General features: G+C 50.9%; 16 protein-coding genes. 10 read left to right on the top strand and 6 right to left on the bottom strand.

Features of this window, described 5'->3' with window-relative positions; all coding sequences use genetic code 11:
• Positions 1–360: 360 nt before the first annotated feature.
• Positions 361–1,563, bottom strand: coding sequence for a tyrosine--tRNA ligase (tyrS, locus tag AC4GL5_RS08580; protein WP_490382362.1), 1,203 nt, complete (start codon positions 1,561–1,563; stop codon positions 361–363).
• A 137-nt stretch (positions 1,564–1,700) separates the two neighbouring features.
• Between tyrS and AC4GL5_RS08575 the strand changes: the two genes are divergently transcribed.
• Both AC4GL5_RS08575 and AC4GL5_RS08570 read left to right on the top strand, forming a co-directional pair.
• Positions 1,701–2,978, top strand: a complete 1,278-nt coding sequence (locus AC4GL5_RS08575; RefSeq protein WP_490382361.1) for a peptidoglycan DD-metalloendopeptidase family protein — start codon at positions 1,701–1,703, stop codon at positions 2,976–2,978.
• Positions 2,971–4,098 (top strand): anhydro-N-acetylmuramic acid kinase, encoded by a 1,128-nt coding sequence (locus AC4GL5_RS08570; RefSeq protein WP_490382360.1) that lies wholly within the window; start codon positions 2,971–2,973, stop codon positions 4,096–4,098. The genes AC4GL5_RS08575 and AC4GL5_RS08570 overlap by 8 nt, the downstream gene beginning before the upstream one ends.
• Positions 4,099–4,158: 60 nt before the next feature.
• Here the strand turns inward: AC4GL5_RS08570 and erpA are convergent, their stop codons facing one another.
• From erpA to argC, 4 genes are all read right to left on the bottom strand, one after another.
• Positions 4,159–4,509 carry an iron-sulfur cluster insertion protein ErpA gene (gene erpA, locus AC4GL5_RS08565; RefSeq protein ID WP_086480123.1) on the bottom strand — a complete coding sequence of 117 codons (351 nt, stop codon included), beginning with the start codon at positions 4,507–4,509 and terminating at the stop codon, positions 4,159–4,161.
• Positions 4,510–4,654: 145 nt separating this feature from the next.
• On the bottom strand, positions 4,655–5,221 hold the full coding sequence (locus tag AC4GL5_RS08560; protein WP_490382359.1) for a bactofilin family protein: 567 nt from the start codon (positions 5,219–5,221) through the stop codon (positions 4,655–4,657).
• A gap of 2 nt (positions 5,222–5,223) precedes the next feature.
• Positions 5,224–5,961, bottom strand: coding sequence for a DUF6776 family protein (locus AC4GL5_RS08555; RefSeq protein ID WP_490382358.1), 738 nt, complete (start codon positions 5,959–5,961; stop codon positions 5,224–5,226).
• A gap of 31 nt (positions 5,962–5,992) precedes the next feature.
• Entirely contained in the window at positions 5,993–7,024 is a 1,032-nt protein-coding gene (gene argC, locus AC4GL5_RS08550) for an N-acetyl-gamma-glutamyl-phosphate reductase (RefSeq protein WP_490382357.1), read from the bottom strand.
• A 110-nt stretch (positions 7,025–7,134) separates the two neighbouring features.
• Between argC and AC4GL5_RS08545 the strand changes: the two genes are divergently transcribed.
• The 8 genes from AC4GL5_RS08545 (at position 7,135) to AC4GL5_RS08510 (ending at position 15,190) form a co-directional block, all read left to right on the top strand.
• Positions 7,135–8,889, top strand: coding sequence for a chloride channel protein (locus AC4GL5_RS08545; RefSeq protein WP_490382356.1), 1,755 nt, complete (start codon positions 7,135–7,137; stop codon positions 8,887–8,889).
• A 39-nt stretch (positions 8,890–8,928) separates the two neighbouring features.
• Positions 8,929–9,363 (top strand): protoporphyrinogen oxidase HemJ, encoded by a 435-nt coding sequence (gene hemJ, locus AC4GL5_RS08540; protein WP_490382355.1) that lies wholly within the window; start codon positions 8,929–8,931, stop codon positions 9,361–9,363.
• A gap of 52 nt (positions 9,364–9,415) precedes the next feature.
• Positions 9,416–10,225 carry a bifunctional hydroxymethylpyrimidine kinase/phosphomethylpyrimidine kinase gene (gene thiD / locus AC4GL5_RS08535; protein ID WP_490382354.1) on the top strand — a complete coding sequence of 270 codons (810 nt, stop codon included), beginning with the start codon at positions 9,416–9,418 and terminating at the stop codon, positions 10,223–10,225.
• A gap of 41 nt (positions 10,226–10,266) precedes the next feature.
• Complete coding sequence (gene thiE / locus AC4GL5_RS08530; RefSeq protein ID WP_490382353.1) at positions 10,267–10,926, top strand: thiamine phosphate synthase; 660 nt, start codon at positions 10,267–10,269, stop codon at positions 10,924–10,926.
• Positions 10,927–11,162: 236 nt separating this feature from the next.
• On the top strand, positions 11,163–12,446 hold the full coding sequence (hemL, locus tag AC4GL5_RS08525; RefSeq protein WP_490382352.1) for a glutamate-1-semialdehyde 2,1-aminomutase: 1,284 nt from the start codon (positions 11,163–11,165) through the stop codon (positions 12,444–12,446).
• A 136-nt stretch (positions 12,447–12,582) separates the two neighbouring features.
• Entirely contained in the window at positions 12,583–14,166 is a 1,584-nt protein-coding gene (locus AC4GL5_RS08520; RefSeq protein ID WP_490382351.1) for a bifunctional aminoglycoside phosphotransferase/ATP-binding protein, read from the top strand.
• A gap of 30 nt (positions 14,167–14,196) precedes the next feature.
• On the top strand, positions 14,197–14,544 hold the full coding sequence (locus AC4GL5_RS08515) for a pentapeptide repeat-containing protein (protein WP_490382350.1): 348 nt from the start codon (positions 14,197–14,199) through the stop codon (positions 14,542–14,544).
• 292 nt (positions 14,545–14,836) lie between these two features.
• Complete coding sequence (locus AC4GL5_RS08510) at positions 14,837–15,190, top strand: Rieske (2Fe-2S) protein (protein ID WP_490382349.1); 354 nt, start codon at positions 14,837–14,839, stop codon at positions 15,188–15,190.
• A 13-nt stretch (positions 15,191–15,203) separates the two neighbouring features.
• Here the strand turns inward: AC4GL5_RS08510 and sfsA are convergent, their stop codons facing one another.
• The gene (sfsA, locus tag AC4GL5_RS08505) at positions 15,204–15,980 is read right to left on the bottom strand and encodes a DNA/RNA nuclease SfsA (protein WP_490382348.1); all 777 of its coding nucleotides are present in this window, start codon (positions 15,978–15,980) and stop codon (positions 15,204–15,206) included.

The following is a 15,980-nucleotide window of genomic DNA, read 5'->3' as shown; positions in this document are numbered from 1 at the left end:
GTTAACGGTCATCGGGAGACTTGCTCCGTGACAACGAGGGCGAATTATACGCATAAAACGGGGCAGCACAACCCTTAATTACAAATAAATGGCATTTTTTGTAAATTAACTACAAGCACCCGCCTGTAGGCCACGAATGACGGGGTATTCATCTCAGAAGAAACTCTATACACCCTACGCAAAACAGCAACCACCCCGCCCTACATATTCTGAACGCCATCACAAACTAAAAAAGGCCTGCCAAAATGAGAGATACCTCTCCACCTAACAGACCTTTCTTATTTATGACTAAGCATGTAACTGCGAAAGCCACTTGTTAAATAAGCTAGCCGCAATCGACAACTGATAGCCTGTGCAACCTTAAGCTAGGGTCACTTTAGCAAACTGCTTCTTACCTGCCTGACAAACATAGGTTTTGCCCTTCTGCAGCTTCATGGCCGGATCCGCAACCTCACCATCGATCTTGACACTACCGGCGGTCAGCATATCGCGCGCTGCCTTAGAGTTCTTGGTCAGCCCCGCTTTATTGATCACGGCAGATACAGGTACTTCTTCCTGCCCTTCAAAATCCACTGTCACTTCCGGCAGATCTTCTGGCAGCTCACCATCTTTCAGGCGATTACCCGCACCTTTATGCGCATTGGCTGCAGCTTCTTCATCATGGAAACGCGCAACCAGCTCACGCGCCAGCTCCATTTTAATATCACGAGGATTGGCACCGTCTTGTTCTACAGAACGACGCAGCTCATCAATTTCGCTCATAGGACGGAAGCTGAGCAATTCGAAGTAACGCCACATCAGGGAATCCGGCATGGAAACGATTTTGCCGAACATTTCGCCGGGTGCGTCATTAATACCCACATAGTTGCCCAGAGACTTGGACATCTTCTGAACGCCATCCAGACCTTCCAGAATAGGTACAGTGATACAGATCTGTGGTTCCTGGCCTGCACCTTTCTGCAGTTCACGCCCCATCAGAAGATTGAACTTCTGATCGGTACCACCCAGCTCTACATCCGCCTTCATAGCGACAGAGTCATAACCCTGCACCAGCGGATAGAGAAATTCATGAATGGAGATGGACTGATTACCTTTATAGCGCTTGCTGAAATCATCACGCTCAAGCATACGCGCTACGGTCTGCTGCGCTGCCAGCTCGATCATCTCGGATGCGCTCATTTTGCCCATCCAGTCCGAGTTAAAACAAACTTCTGTTTTCTCAGGATCCAGAATCTTGAATACCTGTTCGGTATACGTTTTGGCATTTTTCGCTACATCTTCTTCCGTCAGCGGCTTACGGGTCACGTTCTTGCCGGTCGGGTCACCAATACGACCGGTGAAGTCACCGATCAGGAACATCACGTGATGCCCTAATTCCTGAAAGTGTCGCAGTTTGTTAATAAGCACTGTATGGCCTAAGTGGAGATCCGGCGCGGTAGGGTCAAAACCCGCTTTAATGCGAAGAACACGCCCACTTTCGAGCTTTTTGACCAGCTCGTCTTCAACCAAAATCTCTTCTGTACCACGCTTGATCAGCGCCAAAGCTTCTGCAACGGAAGTCATCTATCTATCCTATGTCAATTTCAGCAACATATATCGAATGTTTTTCACCAATTGTAACTTGGAAAAAATGGCGTACATTATAGCATTCAGGTACGGTTACCCAACGATTTCACCTACAGTTTTTGGTTTTATTTCCTATGCTTAGACGCGCTCAACAACTGAAACACCATATCATTCTTGGCTTGATCATTCTGTTAGCCGTTGTAATAGCTCTTATCTCCAGTCAGGACGTGTCTGCAAAACGCATCAACATCCCACTGGACCTTACCATTGAAGAAAAGACCCAGAGCTGGCCACGCCTTACCGATGATTGGGCATCCTATACCGTCCAGAAAGGTGAAACACTTTCAGAACTGTTTGATCGCGCTGACATACCTGCAGCTCAGCTATACCGGATTCTGCACAGCAAGCAGGTCGAAACCGATCTTTCTCTCCTAATGCCAGGTCAGAGCATTCATTTTAAATACGATAACGACAAGAATTTAAAATCCGTTCGTCTGGATACCTCTCCTCTTTCTTTGTCCCTTTTCAATCGCAATGATCAGGGAAATTATATTGAAGAGAAACTAACCCGCGAACCGGAAAAAGTACTGCGCTATTCTGAAGGCGAAATCAAAGGTGCCTTTTTTACCGCTGGTGAAAACGCAGCGATGAGCCAGCAAACTATTATGGCGCTAGCCAACATCTTCGGCTGGGATATTGACTTCTCTCTGGATATTCGCCCGGGGGATACGTTCAAAGTTCTTTATTACCAGGAATATCTCGATGGGATTCGCTTCCGCGATGGAAATATTCTTGCTGCAGAGTTCACCACCCAAGGCCAAACACACAAAGCCGTTCGCTATACAGATCAGTCCGGTAAAACAGACTACTACTCACCGGATGGCCGCAGCATGCGCAAGCAATTCCTACGCTCACCGGTAGACTTTACCCGTATTAGTTCACACTTTACCAAACGCCGCTTCCATCCTGTCCTTAACCGCTTCCGCTCACACCGCGGCACCGATTATGCTGCACGCACAGGTACACCAATCCGAGCAACCGGTGATGGCAAAATTATCAAATCACGATACAGCCGCAGCTATGGCAATCACGTTGTGCTGAAGCATGGTAGCCGCTATACCACTCTTTACGCCCATATGAGCAAATATGGCCGAGGCATAAAAGAGGGTCGTACTGTTAAGCAAGGACAGATTATTGGCTATGTTGGTAGCACAGGATTAGCCAGCGGCCCCCATCTGCATTATGAATTCCGTGTAAACGGTATTCATAAAAACCCGGTGACAATCAAATTCCCGGATGTGGAGCCTATTGCTAAAAAAGAGCGCGAGCGCTTTGACCAATATGCCAACAACCTGTTGAGCAACCTCGATACTTACCCCAATCGTCAACTGGCACAGTTAGGTAATGAGTAATCTATTCATTGGCCTTATGTCAGGAACCAGTGCTGACGGTGTCGATGTAGCCCTGGTTGACTTCCCGGAATCTGGTCAGCCTGGCTTCAGAATTATAGATGCACTGGATATTCCCTATTCAGAGACCTTTCGGGAACAACTGCTTCAGCTAGCTCTTAACGATCGCTGCAGCAAGCATCAGCTAGCGACGACCAGTGGCGAGCTCGCTGACCTCTTTGCTCAGGCCATTCACAAACTGCTGCGGCAATGTGATGTCTCTCCCCAACAGATTCGTGCTATTGGCAGCCATGGACACACCATAGACCACGCCCCCAATAACCGACTGGCTTACACTCTGCAGATCACTGACCATGCTCGGTTAACGGAGAAAACAGGTATCAGTGTTGTCTGCGACTTCCGCAGTCGGGACGTTGCGGCAGGTGGACAGGGCGCACCGCTGGTTCCCGCTTTTCATCGGTGGCTGTTCGCTCAATATCCTGAAAGCCGGCATAGCTACGAACAAGCATTCATCAATATTGGCGGCATCAGCAATCTGACACTGCTTAAGAAGGGACTGGGTTTTGACTGCGGTCCGGGTAACTGCCTGATCGACTACTGGCACCACAAACATACGTCAGAAGCATTTGATCAACAGGGTAAGACGGCGCGCAAAGGTGCTTTACTGCCGGAATTACTGGCATCGATGCTCGGTGATAACTATTTCACCCAACCAGCACCTAAAAGCACTGGCCGTGAATATTTCAATCAGGCATGGCTCGAACATTATTTAAAAGGCACTGCACAGCAGAAGCCGCTTAATTTTGATTGGCATGATGTCGCTTATACGCTGACGGCACTCACCGCCAAAGTAATTGCCGATCAGCTCAACCAGTATCACTGCCGGGAAGTTTTTATCTGCGGCGGAGGCAGTCATAACCAACTGCTGACAGAGCTACTGCAGCACTACGCCCCTGAAACCGAGCTGAAAAGCACGTCGGACCTGGGCATTGCGCCCGACTGGATAGAAGCGACAGCTTTTGCCTGGCTTGCATATCAAACAATGCTGGGCCGACCTGGCAATCTCCCAAGCGCCACCGGCGCTATAGGAGAACGCATTCTAGGCGCCATCTATCCGGCCTGACGAAGGCAAAATAAAAAAGGCAGCTGAGTCAGCTGCCTTTTAAATTCCTGAAGATACTTGTCACACCGTAAAAGATGACCCACAACCACAGGTCGTCGTCGCATTCGGGTTTTGTACGAGAAACTGAGCCCCCTGTAAACCTTCCTGATAATCTACGACTGAGCCTACCAGATATGGGTAACTCATCGGGTCAACGACCATTTTAACGCCATCATTCTCAATCACGGTGTCGTCTTCCTGATCGCTCTCATCAAAGTCAAAACCGTACTGAAACCCTGAACACCCGCCTCCAGTCACATAAACACGCAACTTCAGGTTTGGGTTTTGCTCAGCCTCAATCAATTCACGAACCTTGTTAGCCGCTGAATCGGTCAAAGTCATGGCCTGGGGAATATAAACGTCCGCCGTCATTGTTCGCTCCGAAAGTGTCAATCAAAGTGAATTATCGGCTTAACCCACCAAAACAGTCAACTACTATAGCATCAGAACTGATAAATCTGTGCCTGAAAAAAAGCCCGCACCTGTATTCAGATGCGGGCCGCAAACAGAAATGAACTTAAGCTTTGTTGCCAGTCGTCGCTTCTGCTTTTTTATCCTGAACTGCAGCAACAGGCGTTGCACCAGCAGGCTTATTAGCTGCAGCCTTTACTTCAGCCGAGGGTTTTGCCTTAGTATCGACCTCTTTACTGATACTGCCTTCATCGAATTCCGGCTTTTCATGGGTTACATTTTTCGGCATAGCGGGACGATTTTCCGGCTTGCCGCGGTAGCGATGCATCAGGTTTCCACTCACCTGAGATCCCATAACCATCTCAATCATGTTATAGAAAATGTTACCGTTTACTGCCGCACGAGAGGCCAGCTCAATATGTTCACAAGAGTGGATATCGCCGGAAACTTGGCCATTAACAATAACATGTGGAGCAGAGATCTCTCCAACAACAACTCCTTTTTCACTGATTCGAACAACGGCTTTTGAATCGTCATCGGCGACAATATTCCCGAAAACTTTGCCATCAATATGTAAGCCGCCACTGAAGTGGAGGTCGCCTACGATTTCTGCTTTTCCTGACACCAAAGTATCAAAATGATGAGTACTTGGTTTACTTTTATTCCCAAACATGCCTAAACGGCCTCCTGAACTGACCATTCATAATTCTTTTCAACCCGCATCGCCTTACGGCCAGTAGACTGCAGAATCACTTCGATTTTTTCTGGTTTAAAACCTTTCGGCAGAACCATCTCGCCACTTACATTCTGGAAGAAACGGAAACGAAATCGGACACCCAGATCTTTAACATCCGGTGACAAGTCTCTCAGTGGGAGAACTCGTCGAGTTGTCCCCTGCAGTCCTACTACACTAACCAGCGCGCGACCTTCAATGTAGTTGTTGTTATCTGCAACCTGTGTCAGTACCAGCTTGAAGCTGAAACGAGACGGATTAAGTGTTTTCGCTACCGCCCAGCTTTCAACCCTTAGGCCTTTATCTTCGCTGCTAGGAGCCATTACACGCTTATAGAAAGTAACTTCATTCTCAAGCTGAGCAATCCGTGCATTCAGATCCGTAATAGTATTACGAACCTCAGCATAAGTTTTCTGGTCAATCTGGTTGCCGCGGGACAGTACAGCAACCTTTTGACGCAGGGTTTCATTCTCTTTCTCTGACTCCGTCAGAGTATCGCGCAATTCATCACGCTCGATTACGGCTGAACGACGCTCTTCCCAACCTTGGTATTGGCCGTAACCAAACCCGGCAAGAACAATCACGATTAGAAAGAGTAAAAAAGCCGTACGGCGTACAAAACGCTCCATCGGGCTGTAAGAGACAATTTCTAACTGATCCTGTTTACTTCCTTTGACCATTGTCATACCTGGTAACTCGTTATTGTTATGGTTAAGGCATCAAACCCACCTGATTGAGGCCTGTGTTTTCCTCAAGGCCGAACATAAGATTCATATTCTGAATGGCTTGACCGGAAGCACCCTTAACCAAATTATCGATCACGGATAGTACCACAACCTTGCTGCCATTCTGGGGCCTGTGCAACGAAATTCTACACATATTAACCCCTTTTACACTACGTGTAGCTGGATGAGAGCCTGCTGGCATTACGTCGACAAAGGGCTCATTTTTATACCGATTCTCAAATAGCTTCTGAAGATCGACATCCTGCCCATCCAGAAGATCTGCGTATACCGTTGCATGGATACCACGAATCATCGGCATCAGGTGTGGAACAAAAGTCAGATCAACATCTTTCCCCGCGCCACGATTCAGCTCCTGAGAAATCTCAGGCAAGTGGCGGTGACCAGATGCCCCATAGGCCATAACAGACTCACTGGTTTCACACAACAAAGAACCTACTTTTGCTCCTCGTCCTGCGCCACTGACACCAGACTTACAGTCCGCCACAATTTCAGGTTTCACAATACCGGCTTCAAGAAGCGGTAAAGCGGCCAGCTGTACCGCTGTTGGATAGCAACCAGGTACCGCAATCAAACGGGCCGATCTGATTTTCTCACGCTGTGTTTCCGGCAGCCCATAAACCGCCTCTTTCAGCAACTCAGGTGCACCATGCGGCTGACCGTACCATTGCGCCCAAAGCTCCGGATCCCGAATACGGAAGTCCGCAGACAGATCGATAACACGGCCACCATTAGAGAGAATTTCACCCGCAAGACCATGAGCCACACCATGTGGCGTGGCAAAGAAAACCACATCACAGGCAGCCAACGCTTCAGAGTCCGGCACAGAGAATTTAAGGTCATAGTGTCCACGCAGATTCGGGTACATATCAGCGACAGCAACACCCGCCTCAGATCGCGAGGTAATAATCTCAACCTGAGCCTCAGGGTGCTGCGATAACAAACGTAATAACTCAACTCCGGTGTAACCGGTTCCGCCAACAATACCGACTTTAATCACTGTCGCTCTCCACTGTTCAGTCCTGGATCGAACTCTTGAATCGAATCCCGTTATAATACACAAAACTCAGGGCTTATGTATGCCACCCCTCTTGATCATTGGACGTCACTTTGGCTAATAACCTGTTACGGAAACCATTTCTCCAACGCCTGACATTGCAGCACTTCCGGGAGCGCCTGGCTCACCTGGACGCCCTGCCACAACTGGCTCTGCTCGGTTTGATCTCTGGCATCGCCACCGGTGGTGTTATGGTGATTTTTATTATCAGCCTCAACCTGATCACAGAGTTGCTGCTTGGCATTGAGCCTGAGGACCATGAGGCGCTTCCCCTCATCAACCGTATTCTGGCACCTGTCATCGGGTGTCTGGTTTTAGCGGTCATTTTTCGCCTGTCCAAAAGTCGCTGGCGGGCTTCAGGTGTCGGTCATGTGATTGAACGCTTCACCTTTAATCAGGGACACATGCCCTGGCCTAATGCTATTGGTCAATTCTTTAATGCCATCATTTCCCTGGGCAGCGGGCTATCTGCAGGTCGTGAAGGTCCTGCTGTGCATATGGGCGCCAGCATCAGTAGTCTGATGGGGGTGCATCTCAAACTACCCAACAACAGTATTCGCTTATTAGTTGGCTGTGGCTCTGCGGCCGCAATTGGGGCCTCGTTCAACACCCCCATTGCTGGTGTCATTTTTGCCATGGAAGTCATTATGGCGGAATACACACTCGTGGGCTTTACCCCAATCATCCTCGCGTCCGTCACCGGCACAGCGTTAAGTCAATGGTTGTTAGGGGGAGAGAGTCTGTTCAACGCGACCCCGCAAGCTCTTTACACTCTGGCTGAACTGCCTTGGGTTTCTGCCAGCGGCATAATTGTTGGCGTATTCGCAGCACTCTTTATCAGTTATTCCGGACTCTTGTTCCGCACCCATCACTGGGCAGTTGAGATTCGCTTTCTGCTGGCAGGTCTTCTGACCGCTCTTTTTGCAGCTTTACTTCCCTCTTTACTGGGTAGCGGTTTTGATCTGGTAAACCTTTCCTTCAGTGGCGATTTAGGTCTTGGCCTGCTGGTGTTTCTTGCTATTAGCAAACTCCTGCTGACAGCAACGACGTTTGGCCTTGGAGTCCCCATTGGCATTATCGGCCCCATCATGGTCGCCGGGGGGCTTCTGGGTGCAGCAACGGGTCATATCGGTGGCTATTTGGCAGGTACTCAGGTATCGGATATCAGCATCTATGCCATGATCGGTATGGCCAGCATGATGGCCGCTTGCTTACAGGCCCCTCTTGCCGCGCTAATGGCGTTGATGGAGCTGACCGCCAACCCACATATTATTATGCCGGGAATGTTAGCCGTTGTTTCTGCCACGCTGACCAGCCGATATCTTTTGCCGGATCACCCGTCTATATTCCAGTACGCACTGGAGCTCAAAGGCCTTAAATTGCATGATCCGGCCCTATCTCAGATTCTGAGCCGGACAGGCATCAGCGCGGTCATGAGTCGCGACTTCAAACGCTGCACCAATTCGATGAATCCCGGACTAGCAAAAACCATTCTTGCTGCCAAACCTCGCTGGTTACTGATTCACGAAGAGGACAACAACCATTTCGTCCTTTTGCCAACAGCGGATCTGGCTAACCACCTTTATCTCTTATCTCAGAATGGCAAAAAAGAACCCGATAAAATTATTCTGAACGAGGTGCCGTCAGAAGACCGTATAAGTGCCAGTCCTCTGCCTCAGACAGCGACACTGGCCGAAGCTCAAACACGGATAGCCGATATGCGAACCGATGCCCTCTACATCACCGGAGCCAATGGTGCGGTGATAGGTATAGTGACACCGGAAATGATTGAATCTTTTTATCGATAGTCAATGGGCTGTCATAAACGACCGTTACAAGGAGTAATTATGGATTTTTTGTGGGTTAAAGCCTTTCACCTGATGGCGATCGTGACCTGGTTCAGCGGCCTTTTCTATCTGCCAAGGCTCTATGTCTATCACGCAGGGACAACTGATGAGCCAGGAAATGAACGCTTCAAGATTATGGAGCGCAAGCTGTATCGCGGCATTACAACCCCATCAATGATTGTGGTTGTGGCGCTTGGGCTTTGGCTAATCAGCATGAACGCCAGCTATTATCTGTCCCAACCCTGGATGCACGCTAAACTGACTCTTGTGGTACTTCTGATCGGCTATCACTTTGCCTGCGGGCACTACCGCAAGCTGTTCGCTGAAGACAGAAACACCAAAAGCCACAAGTTTTATCGTGTATTCAATGAACTACCGGTATTTGCTCTGATCGGCATCATTATTCTGGTCGTCGTGAAGCCCTTTTCGGGTTAATAGACAACCAGCCTTTTGCAGGCCGCTCAGAAAACCCTTACGGAGTGCGATGATGAGTACGATTACAGGGGCTAAGCCCAACCCTGCTGTCACTCTGGTTCTGGCCGGGCATGACCCTTCCGGCGGGGCAGGTATTCAGGCTGATATTGAAAGCATACGTTCATTAGGTGGCTATGCCGCTACCGTCATTACGGCGACCACCACCCAGAACACCCATAACGTGCAGGATATTCATCCGGTTAACGCCAATGACCTGATCGCACAGGCCCGGATGATTCTGGACGACCTGCCCATCGCCGCCATCAAAATCGGCCTGCTGGGCAGTATCGACAATATCGAAGCGATTCATACCCTGCTGCAGGATTATCCCGACTTGCCGGTGATCTTTGATCCGATACTGAGAGCCGGTGGCGGTAAAAAACTGACATCGCAGGAGATGGTTGCCGCTGTCTCAGATCTGCTGCTCCCCCATACCTTACTGCTGACGCCAAATACACAGGAGCTGGAAAAATTCAGCCCCAATGCGGATTCTGTTGCCGCCCAGGCCCATCACCTGATCAGCCAGGGCTGTCAGCATGTTGCGGTGACCGGCACCCATGCCGACACCACCGATGTGGTCAACAAGCTCTTTGGCCGCCACGGTGAGATGCAGAGCAAAAACTGGCCCAGATTAGCGGGCGAATACCATGGCAGCGGCTGTACTTTCGCCGCCGCCTGCGCCGCACTGATCGCTCAGGGTGCTGATATCTGCAACGCCGTCGAGATGGCACAGAACTTCACCTGGAAGAGCCTTGAGCAGGCCCACAAACTCAGTGCCGGTCAGCATCTGCCCAACCGCTTTTTCTGGAGCGACAGATCCTGATCTGCGCTCCGAATTATTATCTACAGGATACCCCGACAGGTATGACCCCGATTCAACCAACACCGTCACAGCAGCGTTTTCTGCAAGCCCTTGAGCGATCCGCAATTTATGCCATCACCGACAGTAAGCTGATGCCCGGTGAACAACTGTTTGCAAAAGCAGAAGCCGCATTAAAGGCCGGTATCGGCTGCCTGCAATATCGTGAAAAAAATGCCTCGCCGGATGAAAAGCAGCAACGGGCAGAACGCCTGCTGACCCTATGCCGCCAATACGACACCCCTCTGATCATCAATGACGACCTGGAGCTGGCTCTGACCATCGGAGCCGACGGTGTTCATCTGGGGCAAAGTGACGGCTCACTGACTGATGCGCGCCGTAAACTGGGTGTGGATAAAATACTGGGTGCCACCTGCCATGCCTCTCTTGAGCTGGCACAACAGGCGCAGGATGCCGGAGCAGATTATCTGGCCTTTGGCCGCTTCTTCCCGTCTTCAACCAAACCTGATGCGCCTCCGGCTCCACTGGGACTGATCGCTCAGGCCAAAGCACATTTTCAGCGTCCGGTTGTCGTCATCGGCGGCATTGACCCGGAAAATGCCGGTTCAGTGTTTGAACAGGGTGCTGACATGGTAGCCGTCGTTAACAGCCTGTTCGGCCATGATCAGGTTGCGGATGCGTTAAAACAGTTTCCACGGGGCTGAATCCGCCGGTACAGATCAAAGTTTAAGCCGAATCAATCTTTAATAAGATGCAGCAACGCTGTATCACACCGCCATGCCTAGGTATGATGAGCCGATTGATTCTCAGGGGAATTTCCTCTGTTACTGAACGGCCTCTGCCGATGCTCCGTAATCAGTAAATATTCAGGTTCCGAAGCCTCTGCCTGAGCAGAGGTTTTCAATACGTTTTTTTAGCAACAACAGTTATAGGGAATCCTATGTCTACGTCAGAACAGCTATTTGCCAATGCCCAGACCGTTATTCCTGGCGGCGTAAACTCTCCGGTACGTGCGTTTAAAGGTGTCGGCGGTACTCCGGTATTTATCAAGCGTGCGAAGGGTGCATACCTGTTTGATGAAGATGGCAAAGAGTACATCGACTATGTGGGTTCATGGGGTCCTATGATCACAGGTCACGCCAACGACAAAGTACTGCAGGCGGTTAAAGATCGTCTGGATGACGGTATGAGCTTTGGTGCACCGACCGCCATCGAAACCACTATGGCGCAGCGTATCTGCGAGATCATGCCGAACATCGAAATGGTGCGCATGGTGAACTCAGGTACTGAAGCGACCATGAGTGCGATCCGTCTGGCCCGTGGTTACACCGGCCGTGACAAGATTGTGAAGTTTGAAGGCTGCTACCACGGTCACTCTGACTCTCTGCTGGTTAAAGCCGGTTCCGGCGCTCTGACCTTTGGCGAGCCAAACTCTCCGGGCGTACCCGCTGCTCTGGCTGAGCACACCATCACTCTGACTTACAACGATATCGACAACGTGCGTGAGTGCTTCAAACAGATCGGTGATCAGATCGCCTGCATCATCGTAGAACCTGTTGCCGGTAACATGAACTGCATCCCGCCTCAGCCGGGTTTCCTGGAATGCCTGCGCGAAGTGTGTGATGAAAACGGCACCGTACTGATCTTTGATGAAGTAATGACAGGTTTCCGTGTTGCTCTGGGCGGTGCTCAGGAGCGATTCAACATCAAACCGGATCTGACCACACTGGGTAAAATCATCGGTGGCGGTATGCCGGTAGGCGCCTTCGGTGGCAAAAAAGAGATCATGTCTCATATCTCACCGCTGGGCCCTGTTTATCAGGCAGGTACTCTGTCCGGTAACCCTCTGGCGATGGCGGCGGGTATCGCCCTGCTGGACAGCATCAGCGAGCCGGGTTTCCACGATGCACTGTTCGCCAAAGTCGACAAACTGTGTGCCGGTCTTGAAGCCGCGGCTAAAGAAGCCGGTGTACCTTTCATCACCCAGAAAGCGGGCGGCATGTTCGGCGTATTCTTCACCGACAAACCTGCGGTTACCGGTTTTGCTGATGTGATGGAATGCAACAACGACCACTTCAACAAGTTCTTCCACACCATGCTGGAAGAGGGCGTTTATCTGGCACCGGCATCTTACGAAGCGGGCTTTGTATCGTCTGCTCACACGGATGAAGATATTGAGAAAACCCTCGCCGCTGCCCGTAAAGCGTTTGCAGCACTGAGCTAATCCGTTACCTTACGGATATCAGGACAGTTCCGGCTGATGCCATCAGCCGGAACCCATGCTGTCCCCTGATACAACAACACGATGACCGTCGTTATCAGGTATACAGCACGAATTATGAATTTTAAGGAGATCGCCTGTGAGCCAACAGCTGATTGAGGCACTTCAGAACCCTGCTCTGTTCAACCATGACACCGGGGAATTTAAACTGTATCAAACCCATATCTCCTGGGTGCTGCTTACAGGCGATTACGCCTACAAAATCAAAAAGCCGATGGATTTCGGCTTTCTGAACTTCACCACGCTGGAAAAACGTAAGTTCTTCTGCGAACAGGAAGTGAAGCTGAACAAACGACTGGCTCCGGATCTGTATCTGGATGTCCTGCCGATCTCCGGTAGCGAAGACGCACCTCTTTTAGGTGATGATTCCGCTCCCTTTGAATACGCCATCCGCATGAAGCAGTTTGATGGTGACCGTCTGCTGAGCAACCTGCAGGCAGAAGGTCTGGTGACCTCGGCTCATATCGATTCCCTGGCGCACCAGATCGCCGATTTCCACGCCGATATCCGTCAGGCGGATGACAGCATGGTTCTGGGAAGCCCGGCAGAAGTGCTGGCTCCGGCACAGCAGAACTTCGATCAGATCCGCGAGATGCTGAGCGAAAAGCCACAACTGGACCAGCTAGCTCAACTGGAAGGCTGGATGCAGGATACCTTCACCCGTCTGGAGCACCTGTTTGCCAAGCGTAAAGCCGGCGGCATGATCCGCGAGTGCCACGGTGATATTCACCTCGGCAACGTGGCTTTGATTCAGGATAACGGTGAAGACAAGGTTGCTCTGTTTGACTGCATCGAATTTAACGATGAGTTCCGCTGGATCGATGTGATCTCTGACGCTGGTTTCCTGGTAATGGACCTGGAAGCTCGCGGTGAGAAAGCCCTGGCCCGCCACTTTATCAACCTGTATCTGGAACTGACCGGCGATTACGAAGGCATTCAGCTGCTGCCGTTCTACAAAGCTTATCGTGCCATGGTTCGAGCCAAGGTAACCCGCTTTATGCTGCTGGACCCGTCCATTGACGAAGCTGGGCGCGCCAAACTCGAAGCAGACTACCAGAGCTATATCGATCTGGCCGAGTCCTACACGGTATTTGAACAGCCCTTTATGCTGATCACCCATGGTGTGTCCGGTTCCGGTAAAAGCTCCGTTAGCCGGGGTGTGATCAAAGAGCTGGGCGTGATCCGTATTCGCTCTGACGTGGAACGCAAGCGTCTGTTTGGCCTATCCGCTGAACAGGACAGCCACTCTGAACTCAACGAAGGCATTTACACGCCGGAAGCGACTCAGAAAACCTATGAGAAGCTGGCAGAGCTGGCAGACTGCGTGATTCACTCTGCAACACCTGTGATTATCGATGCCACCAACCTTAAACGCTGGCAACGAGATGCACTGCGCGATAAAGCAGAGCAACTGGGCGTACCAGCTCTGACACTCTCATTCACCGCTTGCCAGGAAACGCTTGAACGCCGCGTGAAAAAACGCCACGCAGCAGGTAATGACGCCTCCGAAGCGGATCTGGCTGTCCTGCATAAGCAGCTGGCAGATCAGGAAGCGATTGCACCGGACGAAGCAGACTATACTGTGGTTGTTAACACCGACGAAGATGATGCCAGCACTAAACTCTTGCTCAGCATTCGTCGTCAGTTCGGTCTGCAGCACTAAAAGCGGCACAGCTTGCCTAAGGAGTCGGTTATGAGCCAGAAGCCACATCTGTTAGATAACGTCCTGTACAAAATGTTGCGGGATGAGGATATTGACGGCTTTAACCGAGCCCGTGCAGGCGGCGAGACTGCCGACCTGAGAAGCGGAGACTTTCGGGGGCTGGACCTCAGAGAGCTGGATGCCCACGGGCTTGACATGAGTAACGCTTACTTTCGTGGAGCGGACCTCAGAGGGATCGATTTCAGCCACACCCGGCTGGAGGGAGCATCCATCGCTATGGCCAATATTTCCGGCTGCCTGTTTCCAAAAGAGATCTCCGCGGATGAGCTGATCATGTCACTCAATCATGGCACCCGACTGCGTTATGACCGAGGTTAATGCAGCCGTTCTGCTGCAAACAACCGGGAAGCGTGAAACCCATTATCAAACGATGTCACCCTGTCATATTAACGTCACAACTTATTTCTATGATGGCGTTGTCCGAACAGGGGTTATCTAGTGTTCGCGGTTAGGCAACTAACCACTTTTCAGCCGTTTGCTTTGCAAACGGCTTTTTTACGTCTCATCATTTCAGATATGACATCCAACGGTCATCGAAACAAAGGCAGATTTAAGCGCTACGGCTCCGGGATAAACCGGACGCGTGTAGAACAGCCTAAAGAGAGAAACCATGTACGTACTCTGCACTCTGGACGACATCGAAAACAAAAGTAGTAAGGGTTTTCAGACGCCTATAGGCCCCATTTTTGCGGTCAAAAAGAAAGATCAGCTTTATCTCTACGCTAACGAGTGCCCTCACCTGGGCGTCAATCTGGAATGGCAACCGGATCAGTTTCTGGACACCAGCAAACAGCTGATTCAGTGCGCCATGCATGGTGCGCAATTCCTGATCGACAGTGGAAAGTGTATCCATGGCCCTTGCGCAGGTCAGAAGCTAAGAGCGATTCCCTACGAAGTTAATGAACAGGGTGACGTGATGCTCAGCACGGCTGATACCATTAGTCGCTCACAGTCTGCTGATTAACCATTCAGGCGGGTTAATCGACCACCACAGGTAACGACTGGCACAAGGTGATCGCTTTTGGATCAATATCCGCCTTATAAGCCAGAATCTCAACACCTGCCTGCAGTGCTTCACGCAGCACCTTACCGTAGGCCGGATCGATATGATCCGCCACGGACACCTGCTCAATACCGGTATGATTAACGCAGAACAGCAGCACAGCTCTGTATCCTTCTGCCACCATCTGCTGCAGTTCCCGCAGATGCTTTTGACCCCGAGCGGTTACCGCATCCGGAAAGAATCCCCGGCCTTCGCCGAAAGACTCATCCAGCAAGGTGCAGCTTTTCACCTCAACGTAGCAATCCGGTAATCCGTCCTGTGTCAGCAGAAAATCGATGCGGCTGTTTTCCGTACCGTATTTCACCTCCGCTTTCACCGAGCCATAGACGGCCAACTCTGAAATGACGTTCTGCTCCAGCGCCTCTTTAACAATGCGGTTAGCCTGCGCGGTATTCACACAGATCAGATCACCGCCCGGGGTTTCGGACAGCTCCCAGGTACAGGGGTATTTGCGCTTGGGATTACCGGAATCGGAATACCAGACGCGCCAGCCCTCACCCATACAGTTTTTCATCGAGCCGGTATTGGGGCAGTGCAGGGTTATCTGCCCGGCCTGACTCTGCGGCTCAGAGGCAGCCTCCCGGGCTTTCTCCGGCATAGTCTCCGGTACGGTCTCAGGCACGACATCCGCCATAAAACGCTTATAGCGTTTTATCAGCGTGGCAGGCTGCAGGGGTGATGACCAACGCAT

This window comes from Oceanospirillum sp., from assembly GCF_982874595.1.
The sequence above is the reverse complement of the archived record's forward strand: the minus strand, read 5'-3'. Positions and strand labels throughout refer to the sequence as shown.

Bases quoted from the DNA above. Each gene is read 5' to 3' on its own strand.
- tyrS (WP_490382362.1), bottom strand. From the start codon at position 1,563: ATGACTTCCGTTGCAGAAGCTTTGGCGCTGATCAAGCGTGGTACAGAA.
- AC4GL5_RS08575 (WP_490382361.1), top strand. From the start codon at position 1,701: ATGCTTAGACGCGCTCAACAACTGAAACACCATATCATTCTTGGCTTG.
- AC4GL5_RS08570 (WP_490382360.1), top strand. From the start codon at position 2,971: ATGAGTAATCTATTCATTGGCCTTATGTCAGGAACCAGTGCTGACGGT.
- erpA (WP_086480123.1), bottom strand. From the start codon at position 4,509: ATGACGGCGGACGTTTATATTCCCCAGGCCATGACTTTGACCGATTCA.
- AC4GL5_RS08560 (WP_490382359.1), bottom strand. From the start codon at position 5,221: ATGTTTGGGAATAAAAGTAAACCAAGTACTCATCATTTTGATACTTTG.
- AC4GL5_RS08555 (WP_490382358.1), bottom strand. From the start codon at position 5,961: ATGGTCAAAGGAAGTAAACAGGATCAGTTAGAAATTGTCTCTTACAGC.
- hemJ (WP_490382355.1), top strand. From the start codon at position 8,929: ATGGATTTTTTGTGGGTTAAAGCCTTTCACCTGATGGCGATCGTGACC.
- thiD (WP_490382354.1), top strand. From the start codon at position 9,416: ATGAGTACGATTACAGGGGCTAAGCCCAACCCTGCTGTCACTCTGGTT.
- thiE (WP_490382353.1), top strand. From the start codon at position 10,267: ATGACCCCGATTCAACCAACACCGTCACAGCAGCGTTTTCTGCAAGCC.
- hemL (WP_490382352.1), top strand. From the start codon at position 11,163: ATGTCTACGTCAGAACAGCTATTTGCCAATGCCCAGACCGTTATTCCT.
- AC4GL5_RS08515 (WP_490382350.1), top strand. From the start codon at position 14,197: ATGAGCCAGAAGCCACATCTGTTAGATAACGTCCTGTACAAAATGTTG.
- AC4GL5_RS08510 (WP_490382349.1), top strand. From the start codon at position 14,837: ATGTACGTACTCTGCACTCTGGACGACATCGAAAACAAAAGTAGTAAG.
- sfsA (WP_490382348.1), bottom strand. From the start codon at position 15,980: ATGCGTTGGTCATCACCCCTGCAGCCTGCCACGCTGATAAAACGCTAT.